Source organism: Pseudomonas sp. PvP009, from assembly GCF_017832995.1.
GTDB lineage: Bacteria > Pseudomonadota > Gammaproteobacteria > Pseudomonadales > Pseudomonadaceae > Aquipseudomonas > Aquipseudomonas syringae.
Genome location: NZ_JAFIBG010000001.1, coordinates 1492005 through 1514246, shown reverse-complemented (window position 1 = coordinate 1514246; position 22242 = coordinate 1492005). Strand labels below are relative to the sequence as shown.

General features: G+C 61.1%; 23 protein-coding genes and 1 riboswitch. Of the genes, 4 read left to right on the top strand and 19 right to left on the bottom strand.

Annotation, left to right across the window (positions count from 1 at the left end; translation table 11 throughout):
* Positions 1–199: 199 nt before the first annotated feature.
* Positions 200–1564: a DNA recombination protein RmuC gene (gene rmuC / locus JOE29_RS06645; RefSeq protein ID WP_210080003.1), complete on the bottom strand. Its 1365-nt coding sequence runs from the start codon at positions 1562–1564 to the stop codon at positions 200–202.
* A 752-nt stretch (positions 1565–2316) separates the two neighbouring features.
* On the opposite strand from rmuC, the gene JOE29_RS06640 reads away from it, so the two are divergent.
* The 3 genes from JOE29_RS06640 (at position 2317) to JOE29_RS06630 (ending at position 4845) form a co-directional block, all read left to right on the top strand.
* The gene (locus JOE29_RS06640) at positions 2317–2622 is read left to right on the top strand and encodes a hypothetical protein (RefSeq protein WP_003314630.1); all 306 of its coding nucleotides are present in this window, start codon (positions 2317–2319) and stop codon (positions 2620–2622) included.
* 481 nt (positions 2623–3103) lie between these two features.
* Complete coding sequence (locus JOE29_RS06635) at positions 3104–3322, top strand: hypothetical protein (protein ID WP_002554588.1); 219 nt, start codon at positions 3104–3106, stop codon at positions 3320–3322.
* 248 nt (positions 3323–3570) lie between these two features.
* On the top strand, positions 3571–4845 hold the full coding sequence (locus JOE29_RS06630) for an outer membrane protein transport protein (RefSeq protein WP_210080002.1): 1275 nt from the start codon (positions 3571–3573) through the stop codon (positions 4843–4845).
* A gap of 258 nt (positions 4846–5103) precedes the next feature.
* On the opposite strand, the gene JOE29_RS06625 is transcribed toward JOE29_RS06630, so the two are convergent.
* The 13 genes from JOE29_RS06625 to cobO form a co-directional block, all read right to left on the bottom strand.
* Positions 5104–5655: a glutathione peroxidase gene (locus JOE29_RS06625; protein ID WP_024693802.1), complete on the bottom strand. Its 552-nt coding sequence runs from the start codon at positions 5653–5655 to the stop codon at positions 5104–5106.
* Positions 5656–5716: 61 nt separating this feature from the next.
* A complete protein-coding gene (locus JOE29_RS25575) occupies positions 5717–5839 on the bottom strand; it encodes a hypothetical protein (RefSeq protein WP_003314627.1) in 123 nt (40 codons plus the stop codon).
* Positions 5836–7035, bottom strand: a complete 1200-nt coding sequence (locus JOE29_RS06620) for an MFS transporter (RefSeq protein WP_161780156.1) — start codon at positions 7033–7035, stop codon at positions 5836–5838. The genes JOE29_RS25575 and JOE29_RS06620 overlap by 4 nt, the downstream gene beginning before the upstream one ends.
* Before the next feature lie 107 nt (positions 7036–7142).
* Entirely contained in the window at positions 7143–7874 is a 732-nt protein-coding gene (locus JOE29_RS06615) for an adenosylcobinamide-GDP ribazoletransferase (protein WP_210079155.1), read from the bottom strand.
* Between the two features lies 1 nt (position 7875).
* Positions 7876–8448 (bottom strand): alpha-ribazole phosphatase family protein, encoded by a 573-nt coding sequence (cobC, locus tag JOE29_RS06610; protein ID WP_210079153.1) that lies wholly within the window; start codon positions 8446–8448, stop codon positions 7876–7878.
* Positions 8445–9497: a nicotinate-nucleotide--dimethylbenzimidazole phosphoribosyltransferase gene (gene cobT / locus JOE29_RS06605; RefSeq protein WP_210079151.1), complete on the bottom strand. Its 1053-nt coding sequence runs from the start codon at positions 9495–9497 to the stop codon at positions 8445–8447. Before cobT ends, cobC begins: the two co-directional genes overlap by 4 nt.
* Positions 9494–10015, bottom strand: a complete 522-nt coding sequence (gene cobU / locus JOE29_RS06600) for a bifunctional adenosylcobinamide kinase/adenosylcobinamide-phosphate guanylyltransferase (protein ID WP_003344890.1) — start codon at positions 10013–10015, stop codon at positions 9494–9496. Before cobU ends, cobT begins: the two co-directional genes overlap by 4 nt.
* On the bottom strand, positions 10016–11476 hold the full coding sequence (locus JOE29_RS06595; protein ID WP_024693798.1) for a cobyric acid synthase: 1461 nt from the start codon (positions 11474–11476) through the stop codon (positions 10016–10018).
* A complete protein-coding gene (gene cobD / locus JOE29_RS06590) occupies positions 11473–12477 on the bottom strand; it encodes a threonine-phosphate decarboxylase CobD (protein ID WP_003314621.1) in 1005 nt (334 codons plus the stop codon). Before cobD ends, JOE29_RS06595 begins: the two co-directional genes overlap by 4 nt.
* Complete coding sequence (cbiB, locus tag JOE29_RS06585) at positions 12470–13378, bottom strand: adenosylcobinamide-phosphate synthase CbiB (protein ID WP_003344887.1); 909 nt, start codon at positions 13376–13378, stop codon at positions 12470–12472. Before cbiB ends, cobD begins: the two co-directional genes overlap by 8 nt.
* Positions 13375–14025, bottom strand: coding sequence for a 5,6-dimethylbenzimidazole synthase (gene bluB / locus JOE29_RS06580; RefSeq protein WP_003393740.1), 651 nt, complete (start codon positions 14023–14025; stop codon positions 13375–13377). Before bluB ends, cbiB begins: the two co-directional genes overlap by 4 nt.
* The gene (locus tag JOE29_RS06575) at positions 14022–15317 is read right to left on the bottom strand and encodes a cobyrinate a,c-diamide synthase (protein ID WP_044312344.1); all 1296 of its coding nucleotides are present in this window, start codon (positions 15315–15317) and stop codon (positions 14022–14024) included. Before JOE29_RS06575 ends, bluB begins: the two co-directional genes overlap by 4 nt.
* Positions 15318–15342: 25 nt before the next feature.
* On the bottom strand, positions 15343–15954 hold the full coding sequence (gene cobO, locus JOE29_RS06570; protein WP_003393737.1) for a cob(I)yrinic acid a,c-diamide adenosyltransferase: 612 nt from the start codon (positions 15952–15954) through the stop codon (positions 15343–15345).
* Positions 15955–16044: 90 nt separating this feature from the next.
* Positions 16045–16259: riboswitch (cobalamin riboswitch) on the bottom strand.
* A 119-nt stretch (positions 16260–16378) separates the two neighbouring features.
* On the opposite strand from cobO, the gene JOE29_RS06565 reads away from it, so the two are divergent.
* A complete protein-coding gene (locus JOE29_RS06565; protein WP_099315159.1) occupies positions 16379–17707 on the top strand; it encodes a sorbosone dehydrogenase family protein in 1329 nt (442 codons plus the stop codon).
* 340 nt (positions 17708–18047) lie between these two features.
* Here JOE29_RS06565 and JOE29_RS06560 read toward each other — a convergent pair whose 3' ends face one another.
* The 5 genes from JOE29_RS06560 to JOE29_RS06540 form a co-directional block, all read right to left on the bottom strand.
* Positions 18048–18593, bottom strand: a complete 546-nt coding sequence (locus tag JOE29_RS06560) for a C40 family peptidase (RefSeq protein WP_003404277.1) — start codon at positions 18591–18593, stop codon at positions 18048–18050.
* Positions 18594–18682: 89 nt separating this feature from the next.
* Complete coding sequence (locus tag JOE29_RS06555) at positions 18683–19411, bottom strand: C40 family peptidase (RefSeq protein WP_004416752.1); 729 nt, start codon at positions 19409–19411, stop codon at positions 18683–18685.
* Between the two features lie 75 nt (positions 19412–19486).
* Complete coding sequence (locus tag JOE29_RS06550) at positions 19487–20251, bottom strand: NAD-dependent deacylase (RefSeq protein WP_017279529.1); 765 nt, start codon at positions 20249–20251, stop codon at positions 19487–19489.
* Complete coding sequence (hda, locus tag JOE29_RS06545) at positions 20245–20949, bottom strand: DnaA regulatory inactivator Hda (RefSeq protein WP_003369632.1); 705 nt, start codon at positions 20947–20949, stop codon at positions 20245–20247. The genes JOE29_RS06550 and hda overlap by 7 nt, the downstream gene beginning before the upstream one ends.
* Positions 20950–21165: 216 nt before the next feature.
* Positions 21166–22239: an AI-2E family transporter gene (locus JOE29_RS06540; protein ID WP_003404282.1), complete on the bottom strand. Its 1074-nt coding sequence runs from the start codon at positions 22237–22239 to the stop codon at positions 21166–21168.
* Positions 22240–22242: the final 3 nt, after the last annotated feature.

Sequence of the window (22242 nt, the reverse complement as noted above, 5' to 3'; positions counted from 1 at the left end):
GAGCCCCCTTGAGGGAAATACTCGGCAGTCGATCCGTACTCATCACTCACTAGAGATCATAGAAGCAAATGAACTGTTAGCCGAGTGCAACGAGAAACAATTTTCCCGATGGAGCCAATGTGACATTTGTGCAGGATCGCTTCTAGTCTTTGCGACGGACGGCCTGTTACTGAACATTACGCCGACGAGTCGACCAGACTCAGTCTGGCGGACTGATCAGGCCATCGCGGTCGGTCATCGCCCGCTCCAGTAAATCGGCGGGCAGACTCTTGCTGGCGCGCGCCCCCAGCAGTTTGAGCTGCTCGCTGCGGCTGATCAGGTTGCCACGCCCTTCTGTCAGCTTGTTGCGCGCAGCCGAGTAAGCCTTGTCCAGTTGTTGCAGGCGGTTGCCCACCTCATCCAGATCCTGGATGAACAATACGAACTTGTCGTACAGCCAGCCTGCGCGTTCGGCGATCTCACGGGCGTTCTGGCTCTGACGCTCCTGCTTCCAGAGGCTGTCAATCACCCGCAAGGTGGCCAGCAGGGTCGTGGGGCTGACAATCACGATGTTGCGGTCGAAGGCTTCCTGGAAAAGGTTCGGCTCGGCCTGCAGGGCGGCAGAAAAAGCGGCCTCGATAGGCACGAAGAGCAGAACGAAATCCAGGCTATGAAGCCCTTCGAGACGCTTATAATCCTTGCCCGACAAGCCTTTGACATGGTTACGCAACGACAGTACGTGCTGCTTCAGCGCAGCCTGACCAATGACCTCGTCATCGGCAGACACATATTGCTGGTAGGCCGTCAGGCTGACCTTGGCGTCGACCACCACCTGCTTGTCGCCCGGCAACATGATCAACACGTCAGGCTGAAAGCGTTCGCCGTCCGGCCCCTTGAGGCTGATTTGCGTCTGGTACTCACGGCCCTTTTCAAGCCCGGCATGCTCCAGCACGCGCTCCAGGATCAGCTCGCCCCAGTTGCCCTGGGTCTTCTGCCCCTTCAAGGCGCGTGTCAGGTTGGTCGCCTCATCACTCAAACGCTGATTCAACTGCTGCAGACGTTCCAGCTCCTTGGCCAGGGAAAAGCGTTCGCGCGCTTCGTTCTGGTAACTCTCCTCGACACGCTTTTCGAACGACTGGATACGCTCCTTGAGCGGCGTGAGCAATTGGCCCAGCTGCTGCTGGCTGGTCTCGGCGAAGCGCTGCTCGCGCTCATCGAAAATCTTGCCCGCCAGTTCAGCGAACTGCGCGCGCAGCTCATCCCGGGACCCCTGCAGATCGTTCAGGCGCTGCTGATGGCCATCCTGCTGTTCGCGCAGCTCAGCGTTAAGCGCTGCACACTGCGCATCAAGGCGACGCAACTCTGCCTCTCTGGCGGCACGCTCATGATTCCAGTCCTGTGCCGTTTCGCGCGCGTTATCGCTTTCCTGGCGCAACAACTCGACCTCGCGGCGCAAAGCCGCCAGATCAGCCTGCTTGGCGGCATTGGCCTGACTGAGGTCGCTGACCTCGTCACGGCACGCATCCAGCTGGGCGTTGAGACCTTCCTGCGCCATTTGCGCCATGCTCAAACGCTCATCGAGCAACGCGCTCTCGGCCTGACGAGCGGCCAGACGGCGCTGCAGATGCCAAAGCAGGCCCAGCAAGGGCAACGCTGCTGCGCCAAGCCCCAGTAACAGGCTGTTCAGGTCCAGTGCCATTAAAGACTCCATGCGGGCTGAATAATAAAGGCCAGCGGCAGATTGAGTAGAGCGTGATAGTGCAGCAGAAACATCATCTCGGGTGAGACGGGATCAACAGGCGGGGGCAAATCGGGGGAACGGATTGTACGCGCTTTCAGCACGGCACACAGCCCCTATTAGGGGGACATTTGCGCGGGACAATCCACAGAAGCTGTGGATAACTCAGTGGACAACCGCCCTTTAACTTCCGCAAACGCAAGCAGCATGGGGCCTGCGCTCAAACTGACGATTTTTTCACCAGCTAAAAAAAACGATGTTTTTCATTGACTTAATAATTCACCATCATAAATCAAACCCTTAGCTTCGCTTGTGACAGTGATGTCGCAGCTTGTGGCGCTAATGTGCACAACTCCTCATCAAGGCTGTTTTTGGTCATTTCATGCATCATTTATTGCGCGCCCGAACGCATCGCATTCTCAATGAATACAAGGCTTTCAGCAGGTTTTCGGTTTCTGGTTCGACATCGATGACGAGGCATTTTGCGCATTATTCAGGGCAATGAAAGCAACACAGGCGACAAATTGCACATAGTGCGGTCCAAGCACTGCCAAAAATGCTCCCCATCCTAATGAACCAAAGATTCAGTGAAGGAATCCATGAAGGAGATCGCCAAGTTCTTCCTGCTGTTGTTGGCTGTTTGCTTCGTCGCCCTGGCAGTCAGTATCGTGCTGCCACCCCCGGACGGCGGCGTGTTCGCCTACAGCGTGCTGCTGTCAGCGATCGCCCTGATGCTGATCATCTGCGGTGACCTGAGCAGCGGGCGCATCAACGCGACAGGCGACATCATGCGCGCCATCGAAAGCCGCAGGTCGCTGCGGCTTACTGTCACCGCCTACGTGCTGGGCTGCTCGATGGTTGCGTCAATCACCGTACTGATCTATAGATTGGCCGGGCACTGGTGAAGTTTTATACACTGCCACTTGCAATGTCCAGATGAGGCGGGTAATATCGCCGCCGTTAGTACCAAGCTGAAAATCAATTCCGGTCGACAAGTCCCCCGACAGACACTCCTCCATGCGACGAGAATGTTGGCAACAAGGGATCGACCACCTCGATGGTTTCCAGACATGAACCTTTCGCGCTGATGCACCATTTGGGGTGACAGTGCAGTCATGGCCCTCATGGTCTGCTTCAACCAGCCTGCAATTGATCAGGATCTTCACCCGGAGCGTAGAACCTTTGCTCCTGTTGTGTTGCCTGCCCTCCTAAGTACCTACCGGTCAGCCAGAGCGCCATACGATAAAGCGCGCTTCAACTGCCTGTCTTTGTTCCAGTCAGGTTCTCCGCCCAGCCAGGCTTTTGTATCAAATGTCGGCCCGCGTTTACTGGAATCTTTATTTTTGCACGGTATTGTTCCGTGTTGCTTCAGGAAACACCTTGAATATGAATACTCAGACTCAACATGCAATTCACACATTGACCAACGCTTTTGCCCCAATGAACTGCCTGATCATGGCCGCTCGCAAAGGCTGCTTCAGTTTCACCATCGTCAATGAACACGGCATCGCCCGCCACAGCGAACGCCTGTACCCCGATCAGTACGCCAGCGCCGAACCGCTGCAGGCCGTGATCGAGCGTACCCGTCAGGCCCTCATCGCCTGACGAAAACGTTGCACCGCAAGCCAAAAGCCCCGCACTGCAAAGGCGGGGCTTTTTTTATGCGCGCGTTATAACAGTGTCATTATGCGACGATAAGGCTCTGGAACTGCGCTAATTCGAAGCTCCTACTCCCTCGGCAGGATTGTCCTACAAGAATAGCTCTAAATCGGGCTCCTCAGCCTATAGCGCGCCGTCGAAAATGTTGGTAATTTTCGACCGGTGAACAACAAGGAGTTCTAATAATGAAAATAATGACAAAAGCACTGAACCGGACAACGCTTGGACTCGCACTGGGTCTGGCCTCTTCTCAACTGCTCGCTGCCGGCTTTGCCCTCAACGAACAAAGCATCAGCGGCATGGGCACCGGCTTTGCAGGTCGCTCCTCGTCAGCCGATGACGCAAGCACCGTATTCGGCAACCCTGCCGGTATGTCCCGCATCAAACGCGAACAAATCAGCGTGGGTGCAGCTGCAGTGATCGCCAAGACCGATATCGACAATGGCCGTGGCACATTTGGCGGCAGCAACGACGGCGACATGGTTCCGGTGGTCGGCGTACCCATGGGCTATTACGTCAAACCAATCGATGATCACTGGGCATTTGGTCTGGGCGTGTACGTACCGTTCGGCCTGGTCACCGATTACGAAAAAGGCTTCGCTGGCCGCTACTGGGGTGACAAGAGTCACGTCCAGGTCGTGACCTTCCAGCCGACTGTCAGCTATGCATTCAATGACAAGGTGTCCATCGGTTTCGGCCCGACGATCAACCGTATCGACGGCGAGCTGACGTCCGCTACATTGAATGGAAGAAGCCCGGGCCTCAACGACGGCAAGGTAAAGATCGAAGGCGATGACACCGCAATCGGCTTCAATGCCGGTATTTTGGTGCAGGCTACCGACACCACTCGCCTGGGCCTGACTTACCACTCCAAGGTCGATTACAAGCTCAAGGGCAAGACCAAGATCGAAGGTTCGGGTTTCGGACCTTTCGGCGGTCAGAAGTATGACGCTTCGCTCGACATCTCCACGCCTGAGTCCGTGGACTTCTCCATCACCCAGCAGATCGACGAAAACTGGACGGTCTATGCCGGCAGTACCTGGACTCGCTGGAGCCGACTGCAAGACATCACCGTCAACAACGATGGCGTCCCTGCCCTGCTGGGCGGTTCTGCCGGGCCGATCGGCACCATCAGCGAAGAACAGAACTGGCACGACACCTGGGCCCACGCCATCGGTGCTTCGTACAAGGTCAATAAAGAGTGGACGCTGCGCACCGGCTTCTCCGTTGATCAGTCGCCGACCAACAACGTCAACCGCTCCCCACGCATCCCGACGGGCGATCGCAAGATCATCAGCTTCGGTGCAGGCTGGAGCCCGACCGACGACCTGACCATCGACGTGGCGTACTCGTACCTGCGTGAAGACGAAACCAAGATCCGCGACTCCAGCGCGACCAAAGGTTCGTACAGCGCCGACTACCGCAACACCGCTCACGGCCTGGGCACTTCGGTTACCTATCGCTTCTGATAAGCAACTGCCAGGCTGAAAAAAAGCCCGCAACCAGTGATGGTTGCGGGCTTTTTAGTACGTGCCTGGTGCGCTCAGATCTGCATTGATTGACTACCGCACAGATACTCCACGTCATTGACTGACTATCGTGACGACGCTCAGCGTCGGCATGCAGTTCTGGACGCTCTGCGTCCTCTATGTGGCGCTCCGCGTCACACAAGGGCTCTGCGATGCCAGGTCGATTCAGACAAGACTCAAGCCGCCCTTTTTTGCCCCCTAAGGCTTAGACGCAATCGCCTTCTCAATGGCTGCGATCAGCTCAGGATCATCCGGCTTGGTCATGCTGGAGAAGTTGGCGATGACCTTGCCCTGGCGATCGACCACGTACTTGTAAAAGTTCCAGCGCGGCGCACTGCTTTGCTCGGCCAGCACCTTGAACAAATGGGTCGCATCATCACCGCGCACGGTCTGCGGCTCGGTCATGGTGAAGGTCACGCCATAATTGACGTAGCAGACCTTGGCAGTCTCCTCACCATCCTTGGCTTCCTGTTTGAAGTCATTGGACGGCACGCCCAATACTTCGAGCCCCTGCCCCTTGTAGCGCTGACTCAGCGCTTCAAGGCCTTTGAACTGCGGGGCGAAGCCGCAGAAGCTGGCAGTATTGACCACCACCAGCGGCTTGCCGGCAAAGCGCTTGCACAGGTCGATGTTTTCCTTGGCGCGCAGCTTGGGCAACTCGCCTTGCAGCAACGGCGGGCAGTCGGCGGCCATTGCAGCACCGCTCATGGCCAGCAGCAAAAGAGGGATCGAAAAAAAGCGAATGTTCATCATGACGGCCCTGAATATTGTTTTGGTCTGCCGACACGCTACCCCATGCAGGAGCGTCTGCCTAGCAAGCGCCCATTCCCAATTGCAATGCGCCCAGCCCGACATGCTGCCAGGCCCACCAGAGCAATCCCAGCACCACGGCGCCCACCAGCAGCGCCGCCAGCAGAGGCCAGCGCCGACTCATGCCAGACCGCCCTGCGCCTGCAATCGTGCCACCGGCCGCTCGCGCACCGGCCAGTTGAGCGCCGCGGCGAGCAGACTCAGGAGTATCGAGACTTGCCAGATCAGGTCGTAGCTACCGGTGCGGTCATACACCAGCCCGCCCAGCCAGCCACCGAGGAAGGCGCCTAGCTGGTGAAACAGGAAGACAATGCCGCCCAGCATCGACAGGTTGCGCACACCGAACAGTGTCGCGACCGTACCGTTGGTCAGCGGCACGGTCGACAACCACAGCAAGCCCATCGCCACGCCGAACAGATACGCTGTGGTCTGACTCAAGGGTATCCAGAGAAACAGCACGATCACCACCGCACGCAACAGGTAAAGCACGGTCAGCAGTCGGGGCTTGGACATGCGTCCGCCCAGCCAGCCTGCGGTGTAGGTGCCAAAGATATTGAACAGGCCGATCAGGGCCAGCACCGTAGTGCCGACCTTGGCGGGCAAGTGCTGATCCACCAGATAGGCCGGCAAATGCACGCCAATGAACACCACTTGAAAGCCGCAGACAAAGAACCCCAGCGCCAACAGCCAGAACCCCGAATGCGAGCACGCCTCACGCAGCGCCTCGCCCAGGGTCAATTCGACGCCGGTGGATACGCTCGGCGTATCCTTGAGCATACCCACCAGAGGCAGGATCAACGCCACCATCACGCCCAGCACCAGCAAGGCACCGGACCAGCCCAGCCAACTGATCAAGCCCAATGTACCGGGCAGCATGGCGAACTGACCGAATGAGCCGGCTGCGCTGGCGATCCCCATGCCAATGCTGCGTTTTTCCGCGGGCAGCGCTCGCCCCACGACACCGAGGATGACCGAAAACGATGTGCCGGACAGACCGATACCGATCAGCAGACCGGCGCTCAGTGAAAGGCTGAGGGAAGAGTCGGCGGTACTCATGCACAACAGACCCGCGGCATACAGCACACCGCCGACGAAGACGACTTTCGCCGCACCGAATCGATCGGCCAGCGCCCCGGCGAATGGCTGTGCCAGGCCCCACATCAGATTCTGCAGGGCAATGGCAAAGGCAAAGACTTCACGTCCCCAGCCAAACTCGGCGCTCATGGGTGCCAGAAACAGACCGAAGCCGTGCCGCGTGCCCAACGAAAGCGCAAGAATCAGCGCACTCCCCAGCAGAACCCAGCCACTGGTACGCCAGATCGATGTCATGGTTAAGCTCCCTGCGCTTTGTGTTACATGGTTTTACCCGCGATTCGCGAAGCTACGCGCTGCCGGTAAAAGCTGTCAACAAAGCGATGTGCAGGGTCTCAAAGCAGCGCCAGCGTCAGCAGCACCGCCAACTCCAGCAGCTCAAGCAGTGCCCCGGCTGTATCACCGGTGCATCCGCCCAGACGTCGCATCATCAGCTGCCGCAACCAGAAGAAGCAGGCGGCGCAGACCAGCAATACCATTACCCCTGACCAGCCGGCGAGCAGCACGCACGCAATGGCAGTGGCGAGCAAAACCTTGCGTCCAGGGCCACGCGACAGATGATCGGCCAGCGCCTGCCCCAACCCTCCGGAACGCACATACGGCGTCCCCAAAAACAGCCCAAGCATGGCAGCGCGCCCGATTACCGGTGCCAACAGCAGCCAGACACTGGCATGGCTCTCGATCAGCGCCAGAATCGCGGCAAACTTGAGCAGCAGCACCAAGACCAGCGTGACCACGGCGATAGGCCCGCTGCGTGGATCTTTCATGATCTTCAAGGTGCGTTCACGGTCACCGAAGCCGCCCAGCCAGGCGTCAGCACTGTCGGCCAGACCATCCAGATGCAGGCCGCCGCTGAGCAATACCCAGGCAGTGAGTACCAGCGCGGCGTGCAGCATCAGCGGCGCACCACTGAGCAGCGTATTGAAACCCAGCAGCAGGGTGCCGAACACCGCCCCCACCAACGGGTAGAACAGCAAAGAACGCCCCAGCTCTTCGGGACGCGGCATACCGGGCAGCCTGATCGGCAGGCTGCCAAGAAATTGCAGAGCGATCCAGAACGGCAGCATCTCAGATCTCCGTGAGTACGCGATCAGCAGCGACCTGAATCGACAACAGCGCGCCATGCCCGACCACCACCTGCAACAGTTGCTCACGCGGCAAACCACGCGCCTGCGCCACCAGCAGGCGCATGACACCACCATGACTGACCAGCAACACGCGCTCACAGGCATAAGCCTGATGCAGACGCTCAACGGCACTCAATACGCGGTTCGAGAAATCCAGCACCGGCTCACCGTTGGGAGGTGTGAAGGCGTAGGGATCCGCCCAGAACAGCCCCAGGCCCTCGGCATCGGTCTCCATGAGTTGCGCAGGGCTGTGCCCTTCCCAGTCACCGAAATGCAGCTCCTGCAAACCCGGCTCCAGGTGCAGAGGCAACGACAAGCGCTGCGCCAGCTCTTCGGAGAAACGGGCGCAACGTTGCAGCGGCGAGCTGACAATCCGCGTCCAGGGGCCGCCACCCGCCACTGCCGCACGCATCTGCTGCCAGCCAGACTCGGTCAGAGCATCGTCGATGCTGCCGCGCAGGCCGCCGCCCAGTTCGGTTTCGCCATGACGCAACAAGTCCAGGTGCAAGGTCATGCGGGACGATCCGCCACAGCCGCTTCGGCAAACGTCGCCATGCCGTTGTGCAGCTCGCACGCCAGGCGCACCAGCGGCACCGCCAGTGCGGCACCGCTGCCCTCGCCCAAACGCAAACCGAGGTCCAGCAACGGTTCGGCCTGCAGCGTTTCCAGCAGATGCCGATGGCCCGGTTCGGCGCCCCGATGACCGAACAGCAGCCAGTTACGGCAGGAAGGGTTCAGGCGCACCGCCACCAGCGCGGCCACGCTGCAAATGAAACCGTCGACCAGTACCGCAATTCCTTCCTGCGCGCAGGCCAGGTACGCACCAGTCAGTGCGGCGATTTCGAAGCCGCCCAGGCAGAACAGGCTGCTCAACGGGTCACCCGCCTGCTCGGCGTGCAATGCCAGTGCGCGCTCGATGACGTGGGTCTTGTGCTGAATACCCTCGGCATTCAGCCCGGTGCCCGGTCCGACCAGCAATGGCGCGGCGCACTCCAACAGTGAGCAGGCGACTGCGCTGGCGGCTGTGGTGTTGCCGATGCCCATCTCGCCACCGATGAACAGTTCGGTGCCGACAGCCTTGGCGCGCAATACGCTGTCACGCCCGGCCTGCAGGGCGGCGAGCCCCTGCTCGACACTCATGGCCGGCCCCTGGGCAAAATTGGCGGTGCCCGCGCCAATGCGCAGATGGCGCACCCCGGGCAGATCCATTGGCGACACGGTGCCCAGATCGACCACGTCCAGTTGCGCGGAGAGCTGACGCGCCAGCACGCTGATCGCGGCGCCGCCGTTGACGAAGTTGTGCAGCATCTGACCGGTGACTTCCTGTGGGTACGCCGACACACCTTCAGCGACGACACCATGATCAGCGGCGAAAATCGCGATCCACAGTTGATCCGCGGCCGGACGCTCACGTCCCTGCAGACCGGCCAGCTGTACCGCCAAGCGCTCCAGTTGCGCCAGCGAACCGGCGGGTTTGGTCAGTTGCTGCTGACGGGCCAGTGCCGCCTCGCGCATCGGCACATCAATGGCCTGTGCGGGCTTGAGCCACCAGGAATTACTCATAGCGCGGTTCCTTTCAACGTCAGGGGCAAGCCGGCAACGGTCAACACGACACGCTGGCAACGCTCGGCCAGCGCCTGATGCAACAGGCCGGCTTCATCGACATAGCGACGGGTCAGTTCGCCGAGCGGCACGACGCCGAGCCCGGTTTCGTTGCTGACAAAAATGATTTCACCCGGCAGCCCGGCAAGGCTGTCGAGCAGGGATTCACGTTCTTGAAGCAGGCGCTCGGGGTTGTCGAGCATCAGTAGATTGGTCAACCAAAGGGTCAGGCAATCGACCAGCAGGCAGCAATCGGGCGCCGCGTTTTCGCGCAGCACCCGCGCCAGTTCGATCGGCTCTTCGACCAACCCCCAGTGCTCGGGACGGCGTGCGCGATGACTGGCAACACGCTGATTCATTTCGCCGTCCAGAGGCTGACTGGTGGCGATGTACGTCACCCTCAGCGCGCTGTCGGCGGCCAGTTTTTCCGCCAGACGACTCTTGCCGGAGCGCGCGCCGCCGAGGATCAATTGCAGCATTCAGTTCGCCTCCAGGCCACACAGTTCACGAAGCAATGGACCGTCCAGGTGCTTTTCCACCAAGTCCGCCAGACGTTCGATGTCGCGCTCGCGCAAGGCGTGATAATCGACGGCCTGCACGTTCGTCAACCCCGCCCAGCGCAGCAACGCGCTACAGGCAGCAGGTGATTCGAACAGGCCGTGCAGGTAAGTCCCCAGCACCTGGCCGTCGGCACTCTGCGCACCATCGCAACGCCCGTCGTCCAGTTGCACGGCAGCCTGCTCCAGCGCCGGCCCTGTCGTTACCCCGGCATGAATTTCGTAGCCACTGACCTCGGCGTCTTCCAGGGTCAGACGACCGCGCACATTGCGCAGTTGCTTTTCCGCTTCCAGTACCGTGCTCATTGCCAGTAGGCCAAACCCTGGGCTGGACCCGGCTGCGCCTTCCAGCCCGAGTGGATCGTGTACCTGCTCACCGAGCATTTGCAGGCCACCGCAAATCCCCATCAGCTTGCCGCCATAACGCAAATGCCGCTCGATGGCGGTGGCCCAGCCATTGTTGCGCAGGTAGTTGAGATCGCTGCGCACACTCTTGGAACCGGGCAGAATGATCAGGTCCGCAGGAGGAATCGCCTGGCCGGGACCGATGAATTGCAGATTGACCTGAGGGTGCAGGCGCAACGGATCGAAATCGGTGTGATTACTGATGCGAGGCAGCACCGGGACCACCACGTTCAGCACATGCTCGACCTTGTCGGTCTGACGCTGGTCCAGGCCGTCTTCGGCCTCCAGGTGCAGATCCATCACGTAGGGCAGCACGCCAACCACCGGCTTGCCGGTGCGCGCTTCCAGCCAGTCCAGGCCCGGCTGCAACAAGGCGATGTCGCCGCGAAAACGGTTGATGATGAAACCCTTGACCCGCGCCTGCTCGCTGGGCGACAGCAACTCGAGCGTGCCGACCAGATGGGCAAACACCCCGCCACGATTGATGTCGGCAATCAGCAGCACCGGGCAGTCGACCGCCTCGGCAAAGCCCATGTTGGCGATATCGTTGGCGCGCAGGTTGATCTCGGCCGGAGAACCCGCACCCTCGACCACAATCACCGGATAGCTCTCACCCAGGCGCCGATGCGATTCCAGCACTGCCTGCATGGCGATCTCTTTGTAGCCGTGATACGCCACCGCGTTCATGGTGGTCACGGCGCGGCCGTGAATGATCACCTGCGCGCCGGTGTCACTGTTGGGCTTGAGCAGCACCGGGTTCATGTCGGTGTGCGGTTCGAGGTAGCACGCCTGGGCCTGCACGGCCTGTGCGCGACCGATCTCGCCGCCGTCTGCCGTCACCGCGCTATTGAGCGCCATGTTCTGCGGCTTGAACGGCACAACCTTGACGCCCTGACGAGTCAGCCAGCGGCACAGGGCCGTCACCAGGGTGCTCTTGCCGGCATCGGAAGTGGTGCCTTGTACCATCAGCGTGCTCATGGGTATTCCTTGCGGTATTCAAGCAGAACATCGTGCAGCCGCAGCCAGTCGGCCTCGTCGCAGGGCAGACCGAAACGCAGACTGGACGACTCGGAGCTGTCACCCTTGAACAGGCGCAGCAGCACGCCACGCTGCGCACAAAACTCATAGAGCGTCTGCGCTTCAGGGGTAACCAGCCATTGGAACAGCGCGCAGCCGCCTTGCGGGCTCAGACGGTAGCGGTCGAGCAACGCCACCAGCCGCTCGCGGGCCTGCTCACAGCGCTCACGCTGGCGCGTCTGCCCCTGCTGATCGCTAAGGCACACCTGACCGATGATCCGGGTTGGCCCACTGACCGACCAAGGCCCGATTTCCTGCGCCAGCATCCTCAACAGCACCGGCTCGGCCATGACAAAACCAAGCCGGACGCCGGCCAGGCCGAAAAACTTGCCAAACGAACGCAGGACAATCAGTCCGCTGCGCCACGTCTCGGCCGCCAGGCTCATGCCCGGCGTGTTATCCATGAACGCTTCATCGACGACCAGCCAGCCACCGCGCTCGGCCAGTCGCGCATGCCACTCCAGCAGGCGCTCGGCGCTCAGGTGCAGGCCGGTCGGGTTGTTGGGGTTGACCACCACCAGCACGTCCAGGCTGTCGAGGAAGTAGTCGACCTCCTGCTCACCCACCTCACGGACCACGAAGCCGTTCTTGCGCCAGGCATGCGCGTGCTCTGCGTAGCAGGGCGACAGTACGCCAACCCTCCCTCCGCTGCGCACCCGTGGCAGCGCCTGAATCGCAGCCTGCGAACCAGACACCGGCAATAACCGGGACACGCCGTAATAAGTGCAGGCCGCCGCTTCCAGACCATCGTCAGTCTCGGGCAACCGCGCCCAGGCACGCGTCGGAATCTCCGGGATGGGCCACGACCAGGGCGCGATCCCGGTGGACAGGTCCAGCCAGTCGGCCAGAGGGATACCGTAATGCTGCGCCGCAGCGCGCAACCGCCCGCCGTGCTCAAGCATAAAATTCAGCTGCCACGCAGATGACCAGCAGCCATAACCAGACGCCGCGCTGCACCAGTTGCCAGCCGCGATCGATCGAGTCCGCATCGGCAGGCGTACCCTCACCCAGTTGCGGACGCTGATGCAGCTCGCCGTGGTAGATCGCCGCGCCCCCCAGTTCGACGCCCAGCGCGCCTGCGCCAGCGGCCATTACCGGGCCGGCATTCGGACTGTCCCAGGCCGGAGCCTGCGTACGCCAGCAACGCAGCGCCAGTCGGGTCTTGCCCAGCAAGGCGTAGGTCAATGCCACAAGACGTGCGGGAATATAGTTGAGCAGATCATCGATCTTCGCCGCAGCCCAGCCAAAACGCTCAAAGCGCTCATTGCGGTAACCCCACATGGCGTCCAGCGTATTGCTCAGCCGGTACAGCACCACGCCGGGCGCGCCAGCCACCACGAACCAGAACAGCGCCGCGAACACCGCATCGCTGCCGTTCTCCAGCACCGACTCGGTGGCTGCGCGGGCGACTTCGGTAGCGTCCAGCTCAGTGGTCTGGCGACTGACCAGATAACCGACCCGCTGACGTGCTTCGACCAGATCATCACTGCGCAGCGCTTGCGCCACCGGCTGAACGTGCTCACCCAGGCTGCGCATGCCCAGCGCGCAATACAGCGCCAGAATATCGAACAGCCAGCCCACGCCAGGCAACCAGCTCAGCAGCGTGGCCAGCAGCGTCAGCGGTACAACGGTGATGACCCAGGCAGTAACGCCATGACTGCGCCAGCCACGGCCGCCACTGTTGAAGCGCTGCTCGACCCGACTGGCGAAGTTGCCGAACGCCACTAGCGGATGCCATCGTTTTGGCTCACCGAGCAGCGCATCCAGCGCGACTCCGGCGACGCTCAACAGCGCCACACTCATTGACTCACTCCCCATTGATTCTCGTACAGCAGCTCATGCAGCGGACGCGCCTGCGCCCAGCCTTCCATCACCAGCATTGGCGCAGGATAAAATTCCTTGACCGGGCCCAGACAAATGATCGCCAGCGGCTTGGCGCCGTCAGGCATGCCCAGCAGTTCGGCCAGCGCCTCGGGGTCGAACAGCGACACCCAGCCCATGCCCAAGCCTTCTGCACGCGAGGCCAGCCACAGGTTCTGGATCGCGCAGGACAGCGAGGCCATGTCCATTTCCGGCAAGGTGCGACGGCCGAAAATGTGCTGCTCTCGCCCTTCCATCAGCGCGGCGACCAGCACTTCTGCACAGTCGTTGATGCCTTCGACCTTGAGCTTCATGAACTCGTCGGTTCGCTCACCCAGCGCCTCGGCGGTACGGATACGCTCTTCCTCTACCTGCGCCTGCATCCTGCCGCGCAATAACGGGTCGCTGATGCGGATGAAGCGCCACGGCTGCATCAGCCCGACGCTGGGAGCCTGGTGCGCGGCCTCCAGCACGCGTGCCAGCAGTTCGGGCGCGACCGTGCCGCCGATGAAGTGGCGCATGTCGCGACGTTCGGCGATGGCGCGGTACACCGCAGCCCGCTCTTCGGGGCTGAACGCTTGCTCGGTCATGGTTTGAACAGCGCCGCTATCGCCCGAGGGCAGGACGGAAAATAGAAATGCACGTAGGACGCGGTCAGGCGACCCAGGCGATAAACCGCTTCTGCGCCGCGTCCGCCATTGGGGCTGACGCCGCGCGCGATCGGCTGCAGCTCGGTGCTGGTCAGCGAATGATGATAAGTGTGACCGTGCAGCGTGCCCTCGGGTAACTCGACGGCTTGCAAGGCCAGCGCAGCCAGACGCTTCTGCATGACGGCTTCACCGGACAGCAAACCGACCAGTTCGGCACGCACGCCCTCGACATCGGTCAAGGCTTCGAGCAAATAGAGCATGCCGCCGCACTCGGCCAGAATCGGCTTGCCGGCAATATGGTGAGCCCTGATCAAAGCCTGCATCGCGCCATTGGCGGCCAGCGCGACGTGGTGCAGCTCCGGGTAACCACCTGGCAGGTACAGGCTGTCGGCGTCGGGCAACTCGCGATCATGGATCGGCGAGAAGAAACTCAGCTCGGCACCCATGTTCCTCAGCAGGTCCAGACTCGCGCCATACAGAAAGGCAAAGGCCTCGTCGCGCGCGATGGCGATGCGTACGCCGCGCAGCAGCGGCTCGACCTGAACCGGGTCGGGCGCAGTGAAGGTCACGGCCGGCGGCAAGGCCACCTCACAGGTGCTGGCAAGCGCCGCAGCCGCCATGTCCAGACGCACGTCCAGATCGTTGAGCTCACTGGCCTGGACCAGCCCCAGATGGCGGCTGGGCAGTTCGAAGCCGACTTCCCGGGACAGTGCGCCGTACCAGCGCAGGCCTTCGGTCAGGCTGTTCTCCAGCAATTGCGCATGGCGTACCGTGCCGACGCGATTGGCCAGCACGCCGGCGAACGGCAGATCAGGCTGATAGCGCGCCAGGCCCAGCGCCAGTGCGCCAAACGTCTGCGCCATGGCCGTGCCGTCGATCACACCGAGTACCGGCACGCCAAAATGCCGGGCCAGGTCGGCGCTCGACGGCGTGCCATCGAACAGGCCCATGACCCCCTCGATCAGAATCAGGTCCGCCTCATCAGCCGCTTCCCACAACAAGCGACGGCTTTCATCCGCACCGACCATCCACATGTCCAATTGATAGACCGGCGCGCCACTGGCCCGCTCGAGAATCATCGGGTCGAGAAAATCCGGGCCGCACTTGAACACCCGGACCTTGCGCCCCTGGTTGCGGTGCAGGCGTGCCAGAGCAGCGGTCACCGTGGTTTTGCCTTGCCCGGAGGCAGGCGCAGCGATCAATACTGCCGGGCAATCACGCGGGGCTCTCATTGCAATGCGCTCAATGATGAAGGGGTCACAGCTCGATACCTTTCTGCGCGCGAATACCGGCCTGGAACGCGTGCTTGACCACGCCGATCTCGGAAACGGTATCGGCCAGGTCGATCAATTCGGCTTTGGCACCGCGGCCAGTCACCAACACATGCTGCATCGGCGGACGTGCCTGCAGGTCGCTCAGCACCTGTTCGAGGTCGAGGTAGCCATGTTTGAGGGCGATGTTCAGTTCGTCGAGCACCACCAGCCCAATGGCCGGATCGCGAAGCATTTCCTGAGACACGGCCCAGGCGGCTTCAGCGGCGGCGATGTCACGCTGGCGATCCTGGGTTTCCCAGGTGAAGCCCTCGCCCATCACGTGATAGCGCACCTGCTCGGGGAAACGGCGGAAAAACATTTCTTCGCCGGTGCTGTTGCGGCCCTTGATGAACTGCACCACACCACACTGCATGTCGTGGCCCATGGCCCGGGCGAGCATGCCGAATGCCGAACTGCTCTTGCCCTTGCCATTGCCGGTCAATACCAGCAGCAGGCCGCACTCGTTGGGCGAGCTGGCAATACGCTGGTCCATGAAGGCTTTCTTGCGCTGCATGCGCGCCAGATGGCGTTCGTCGCGTTCGGGGGATTCGTTCATCTGGGTTCTCCGCTCGGGGCAGGCGACAACAGACGGAAGGACAGCACTGGACAGCACGGCAACGCCCTGCACAGAACATCACCCTCCGTGATGTCATTGAATGATTCAGGCCGGTCTCCGGGCTCATGAGCGGGTCACCCCGGCTGCGCGCCTTCCCATGTCGAAACACAGTGGCGTCAGGCACAGCCTTGACTCATTTACCGTTGCGGGGGCAGCGCCGGGATCGGATCTGTCGACCCACACCGGCTTCCCTGTTTCACTCTGCCAATCGAGGATTGCAGAGCACCTGAAACAAACCGCGAAGGGTAGAGGGTTGGACCGGGAGCGTCAATCGACACCGTCGCCGCGGAACGTTATTGAACCTAGCGGGTTGGCGGTGCCTCTATCAGTTACTGGACCACGCCTTTGTTAATGGAGATCGATCATGTTCAAACTCAGACCCCACTACGCAGTGTTGCTGCTGGTCGCCGGTGGCCTCGCTGCCTGCGGCGAGTCGTCGAGCCTGCAAGTCTCGGATGGAACAGGCCCCTCGCCCAAGCTGCCGGAGCCCAACAAGACGCTGATTCCGACCGTCAACATCGCACCCGCCGTAGGCTGGGAAAAAGGCGCCAAGCCGGTCGCCGCGCCGGGCACACAAGTGGCTGCGTTCGCCGAGAACCTCGATCACCCGCGCTGGCTGTATGTATTGCCCAACGGTGACGTGCTGGTGGCAGAGACCAATTCGCCCGCCAAACCGGATGACTCCAAAGGCATTCGCGGCTGGGTGATGGAAAAAGTCATGGGCCGCGCCGGTGCCGGTGTGCCCAGCGCCAACCGCGTTACCTTGCTGCGCGACGTGGACAAGGACGGTGTGGCAGAGACTCGCACGGTTTTCCTGCAAAACCTCAATTCGCCGTTCGGCATGACCCTGGTGGGCAACAAGCTGTATGTCGCCGACACCGACCGCCTGATCAGCTTCCCGTATGAATCCGGGCAGACCTCGATCAGCGCGCAAGCGACCAAGGTCGTCGACCTGCCGGGCGGTACGCTCAATCACCACTGGACCAAGAACGTCATCGCCAGCAAGGATGGCAGCAAGCTGTACGTGACCGTGGGCTCCAACAGCAACGTGGCCGAGAACGGCATGGACAAGGAAGAAGGTCGTGCGGCGATCTGGGAAGTGGACGCGGCTACCGGTAACCACCGGATCTTCGCTTCCGGCCTGCGCAACCCCAACGGCATGGATTGGGAACCGAAGACCGGCAAACTGTGGACGGCGGTCAACGAGCGCGACGAGATCGGCAGCGATCTGGTGCCTGACTACGTGACCTCGGTGCAGGACGGCGCATTCTACGGCTGGCCTTACAGCTACTACGGCCAACACGTCGACGAGCGCGTCAAGCCGCAGAACCCGGCACTGGTCGCCAAGGCGATTGCCCCGGATTACGCAGTCGGTCCACACACCGCCTCGCTGGGCCTGGTGTTCGCCGACGGCAAGACACTGGCGGCACCGTTCAACGAAGGTCTGTTCATTGGCCAGCACGGCTCGTGGAACCGCAAACCGCACAGCGGCTACAAGGTGGTGTTCATTCCATTCAGTGGCGGCAAACCCAACGGCACACCGGTCGATGTGTTGACCGGTTTCCTCAACAAGGATGAAAAAGCCATGGGTCGTCCGGTTGGCGTAGTCAATGACCAGCGCGGCGGATTGCTGGTGGCCGACGATGTCGGCAACAAGATCTGGCGCGTGACATCCGCCAAGGCTGCTCAGTAACGCCGAGCGTAGAGGTTTGACGCAGAGCGTCGCACGATAGTTGAGATCATCGCTCCCTACGCTCCAGCACTCGGCGTTACACACAAGTCCTGGAGAGCCCGGAATACGTGCCTTTCAGGGCTCTGCCCGAAGGGCGTAGGAGCGAACTTGTTCGCGAAGGCGGTGTTTCAGAAGATGCATTTTCGGCGGTCATACCGGCCCTTTCGCGAACAAGTTCGCTCCTACGGCCTACGGCCAGAATCAAAAGCAGACTTAGGTGTGACGTTGAGCGCTCCGCGTGGGCGTGGGCATGCAGTTCTGGACGCTCTTAAGCGCGCGCAGAGCAATCAGCGCGAAGCGCTTAAGGCCGATTCTGCGCCAGGCTGGCGGGCTGAATTACGCGCTTGGCGTTGAGGTAGGCTCTCTGCCAGTAAGGCTTGTCGAGGCTGTCGAGCTTGACCGTGCCGCCGGTGGCAGGTGCATGCACGAAGCGGCCTTCGCCGACATAGATCCCGGCGTGGGACACCTGAGAACCGCCCGATGTGGCGAAGAACACCAGATCACCTGACTGCAATTGCTCGCGACGAATATTCGGTGCGCCCATCACGATCATCTCGCGCGTGGAACGCGGCAGGGAAATGCCCGCCGCATCACGATAGACATAACCTATAAGACCGCTGCAATCGAAACCGGAGTCAGGCGTGTTGCCGCCCCAGCGATAAGGCGTGCCAACCAGCCCCAACGCACGAAACAGCACGTCTTCGGCAGCCGGAGAGAGAATCTGGGGAGGTGCAGTGACCACCGGACGCTGAACGATCCGGGGCGCTTTGGGCGGAGGCGGCGCACTGGCGCAGGCACCGAGCAACGCAGCAACAGAGATGACTAACAGCCGCAACGCAATCGACATAACCACAACAACCCATCCGGATGCGGCTTACGCTGCCGAGAAGCTCAAAAACGCAGAAAGACCCGAAGGTCTTGTACTGCGCGTTCTATTTATTTACGCCGCTTGGACGCGGTCTTGACTGTAGTCGAAGTCATCGCCGTTGTCTGCGTTACTTCAGGTGTCGATTTTACTGCAACAGTACCTGGGGCCATCGCCAGAGGCCGCTTGGCCTCGATGAAGGTCTTGCTCCAGTAGGCGTCATCGAGGCTGTCGATGCGCACACCGCCGCTGCGGCGACTGCTGGAGTGGATGAACTGCCGATTACCGGCGTAGATCGCTGCGTGGCTGACCTGACCGCGACCGCGGGTACTGAAGAACAGCACATCGCCCGGCTGAAGCTTGTTGCGCGCCACCAGAGGTGCGTTGACGTTGATCATTTCACGCGTGGAACGTGGCAGGCTCATGCCGGCCTCTTCGCGAAACAGATAACCGATGAAGCCGCTGCAATCGAAACCCGAAGAAGTCGACGTGCCGCCGAACTTGTAGCGTGTGCCGATCAGCGACTTGCCACGCTCCAGGATGCTGTCGGCCAAGGCCGGCAGTTGGTAAGACTTGTTATCAGCGAACTGGGACAGTTCGTCTTCGGTAGCGAGCTCGTCCTGCAGGACTGCCGCGTCGGCGCGACGGGCTGCGGACTGGGCGTTGGCGTTGATTGCGCTCTGATAGCGTGGAACTGGCTGGGCCTGTTCCTGCTGTGCGACCGGCATATTGGCCGAGCAACCGAAGAGAAATGTAACGAGTGCGAGAGGCACGAGGGGTGCGAAGCGAACAACTTGCATGGGCACAACCGTGGCTGACTAGTTAAGATGGCGAGACTATGCCTTTTATGAAGGTGATTTGCAAATTCAATCGAACTAGATGTGACTTATGAGTTCGGCCATGACATGTGCCGCGCGGTACGGTAAAAAGACGTCCATCTGAGCGCTGTGATCCGTCGGCTGCGGATTGATTTCTGCGGTAAAACCCCCGGAAACCCTGGTGCGAATGACAGGTTCGTGAATGTAGGGGAAGCTTGCGGTGGTGCCGATACTCAGGACCGCGTCATAGCCTTTAGCCAGCTCTTCATGCAGTGTTTCCAGCGCTTTTTCGGGGAGCATTTCCTGAAAAAGAACGACGGACGGTCGCAAAATGCCACTACATGCCGGGCATAAGGGGGGCAAAGGGCGCTGCAAGTGCTCGCTCAATTGAGAATCCTCAGCACCGCAGGATTGGCAAAACAGTGGCGAGAGTTGCCCGTGAATTTCGATCAGGCGCTCCGGCGGACTGCCCGCCGCGCGATGGTAACCGTCGACGTTCTGGGTCAGCACCCAGCACTCGGGTTTGATGCGCTGCAACTGGGCGATGGCGTAATGCGCGACATTCGGCTCGCCACCCAGGCACGCCTTGCCCAGTTCGGCTATGTATTTCCAGCACAGCTCAGGGTCACGACGCAGCATGGGCCCGGACAGGGCCATTTCGATAGGCAGGCCATCGTCGGTCTTGCCATTGTAGAGCCCGCCCACGCCACGATAGGTCGGCAGCCCTGAATCGGCAGACAGCCCCGCCCCGGTGATCACCAGAATCCGCCGTGCATGGCGCAACGCAGCCGCCGTCTGCATCAACAGCGCCTGATCTACCACCCGAGGGTCTCTTTAAGAAAGGGAATGGTCAGCTTGCGCTTTTCCTGGAGTGACGCCTGATCGAGGCGCTCGAGCAATTCGAACAACGCGCTCATGCTGCGTGTACCACGCGTCAGGATGAAATGCCCGACATCGTCGGTCAGGTGCAGGCCACGCCGTGAAGCACGCAGTTGCAAGGCGCGCAGTTTGTCTTCGTCGGACAGCCCGCGCATCTGGAACACCAACGCCATGGTCAGGCGCGATTTCAGGTCGGGAAGCTTTACCGGCAGTTCGCGGGGCGATTTGGATGCGGCAATCAACAGGCGACGCCCGCTGTCACGCAGACGATTGAACAGATGAAACAGCGCTTCTTCCCAGTCCGGCTTGCCGACGATCGCCTGCAGGTCGTCCAGACACACCAGCTCATATTGCTCCAGATGATCGAACAGCTCGATGCCTTCATCTATCACTTCGGCCAGCGGCAGATACACCGCAGGCTCGCCAAGCTGTTCGAAACGCAGGCAGGCAGCCTGCAGCAGGTGCGTGCGCCCTACCCCGTCCTTGCCCCACAGATAGATGAGGCTTTCGGTCCAGCCAGCGTCGGCTTCGCACAGCCGCTCGACATAGCCGAGTGCAGCGGCGTTGGCGCCTGGATAGTAATTGACGAAAGTGGCGTCATCACGCAGACGCACACTCAGGGGCAGCTGAATCGGTTTCATGCTGACTAACGGCTCATGCAAACCGTCAAGGGCCTCTGTGTAAAGAGCGCAAAGTTTATACCCGTGACGCTGGTCGCACAATGCGACAGACCTCAAGCAAAATCAAAGGTTTGCGTCAGGGTGAGTAAAGCGCCGCCCAGTACGGGGCGTTTGAAGGGGGGCATGCCCTCAAGGCATCAGCCTCTTCACCGGTCGGCGAAGAGGCTTGCGTCGACCTTACAGCTCCGGATCTTCCGCGCCTGCGTAGATTTCCGAGTCCTTGTACAGATCATGCATGTGACGCACCAGCACCATGATCACCGCAGCCACCGGCAGGGCGAGCAGAATGCCGGTAAAGCCGAACAGCTCGCCACCTGCGAGAATCGCGAAGATGACCGCGACCGGGTGCAGGCCTATGCGATCACCGACCAGCAATGGCGTCAGCACCATCCCCTCCAGGGCCTGACCGATCATGAACACCGCCACAATCCCCATCATCGGGTACAGGTCACCGCCAAACTGGAACAGCCCGGCCACCAGCGCCGAACCGATACCGATCACGAAACCCATGTAAGGCACGATGGCCGCCAGACCGGCAATGACGCCGATCAGCAGGCCCAGTTCCAGCCCGACCAGCATCAGACCGGCCGCGTAGATCACGCCAAGGCCGACCATCACCAGCAACTGACCGCGTATGAACGCGCCCAAGACTTCATGGCACTCGCCCGCCAGCTTGACGATTTGCGCTTCACGCTGACGAGGCAGCAGGCCACGAATCTTGCCGGTCATGATGTCCCAGTCGCGCAGCAGGTAGAAACACACCACGGGAATCAGCACCAGGTTGGTCAGCCAGCCGATCAGCGCAAGGCTGGACGCAGTAGCCTGGGACAGCACGATAGAGACGATGTCCCCGGCCTGGCCCATATGCTCGGAGATGGCTGCCTTGATCTTGTCGAACTTCCAGAACCCGTCTGCCAGCCCGAACTTGGCCTGAACCCACGGCAACGCCGCGTGTTGCAGCCAGTCGAGAATCTGCGGCGCCAGTTCGTAGAGGCGGAACAACTGCTTGGCCAGCATCGGTACCAGAATCAGCAGCAACGCCATCAGCACCAGCGTGAACAGCCCGAAAACGACCACTACGCTCAGGGTTCTGGACAGTCCGGCGCGCTCCAGTCGATCCACCAGCGGATCGCCCATATAGGCCAGTAGCAATGCCACCAGAAAGGGAGTGAGGATTGGGTGCAACAGCACCACGAATGCGACCAGCAAGGCCAGGCCGCCGATCCAGAACCAACGCCGCATATCAGTCATCAA

What these genes read in the sequence shown, in the direction of transcription:
- JOE29_RS25575 (WP_003314627.1), bottom strand. Translation starts at nt 5,839, where the DNA reads ATGAGTCGGCGCTGGCCTCTGCTGGCGGCGCTGCTGGTGGGCGCCGTG.
- JOE29_RS06565 (WP_099315159.1), top strand. Translation starts at nt 16,379, where the DNA reads ATGTTCAAACTCAGACCCCACTACGCAGTGTTGCTGCTGGTCGCCGGT.
- cobD (WP_003314621.1), bottom strand. Translation starts at nt 12,477, where the DNA reads ATGCTTGAGCACGGCGGGCGGTTGCGCGCTGCGGCGCAGCATTACGGT.
- JOE29_RS06615 (WP_210079155.1), bottom strand. Translation starts at nt 7,874, where the DNA reads ATGCTGCCGTTCTGGATCGCTCTGCAATTTCTTGGCAGCCTGCCGATC.
- cobC (WP_210079153.1), bottom strand. Translation starts at nt 8,448, where the DNA reads ATGACCTTGCACCTGGACTTGTTGCGTCATGGCGAAACCGAACTGGGC.
- JOE29_RS06555 (WP_004416752.1), bottom strand. Translation starts at nt 19,411, where the DNA reads ATGCAAGTTGTTCGCTTCGCACCCCTCGTGCCTCTCGCACTCGTTACA.
- JOE29_RS06540 (WP_003404282.1), bottom strand. Translation starts at nt 22,239, where the DNA reads ATGACTGATATGCGGCGTTGGTTCTGGATCGGCGGCCTGGCCTTGCTG.
- JOE29_RS06575 (WP_044312344.1), bottom strand. Translation starts at nt 15,317, where the DNA reads ATGAGAGCCCCGCGTGATTGCCCGGCAGTATTGATCGCTGCGCCTGCC.
- JOE29_RS06635 (WP_002554588.1), top strand. Translation starts at nt 3,104, where the DNA reads ATGAATACTCAGACTCAACATGCAATTCACACATTGACCAACGCTTTT.
- cobO (WP_003393737.1), bottom strand. Translation starts at nt 15,954, where the DNA reads ATGAACGAATCCCCCGAACGCGACGAACGCCATCTGGCGCGCATGCAG.
- cbiB (WP_003344887.1), bottom strand. Translation starts at nt 13,378, where the DNA reads ATGAGTGTGGCGCTGTTGAGCGTCGCCGGAGTCGCGCTGGATGCGCTG.
- bluB (WP_003393740.1), bottom strand. Translation starts at nt 14,025, where the DNA reads ATGACCGAGCAAGCGTTCAGCCCCGAAGAGCGGGCTGCGGTGTACCGC.
- JOE29_RS06595 (WP_024693798.1), bottom strand. Translation starts at nt 11,476, where the DNA reads ATGAGCACGCTGATGGTACAAGGCACCACTTCCGATGCCGGCAAGAGC.
- JOE29_RS06625 (WP_024693802.1), bottom strand. Translation starts at nt 5,655, where the DNA reads ATGAACATTCGCTTTTTTTCGATCCCTCTTTTGCTGCTGGCCATGAGC.
- JOE29_RS06640 (WP_003314630.1), top strand. Translation starts at nt 2,317, where the DNA reads ATGAAGGAGATCGCCAAGTTCTTCCTGCTGTTGTTGGCTGTTTGCTTC.
- cobT (WP_210079151.1), bottom strand. Translation starts at nt 9,497, where the DNA reads ATGAGTAATTCCTGGTGGCTCAAGCCCGCACAGGCCATTGATGTGCCG.
- JOE29_RS06560 (WP_003404277.1), bottom strand. Translation starts at nt 18,593, where the DNA reads ATGTCGATTGCGTTGCGGCTGTTAGTCATCTCTGTTGCTGCGTTGCTC.
- hda (WP_003369632.1), bottom strand. Translation starts at nt 20,949, where the DNA reads ATGAAACCGATTCAGCTGCCCCTGAGTGTGCGTCTGCGTGATGACGCC.
- cobU (WP_003344890.1), bottom strand. Translation starts at nt 10,015, where the DNA reads ATGCTGCAATTGATCCTCGGCGGCGCGCGCTCCGGCAAGAGTCGTCTG.
- JOE29_RS06630 (WP_210080002.1), top strand. Translation starts at nt 3,571, where the DNA reads ATGACAAAAGCACTGAACCGGACAACGCTTGGACTCGCACTGGGTCTG.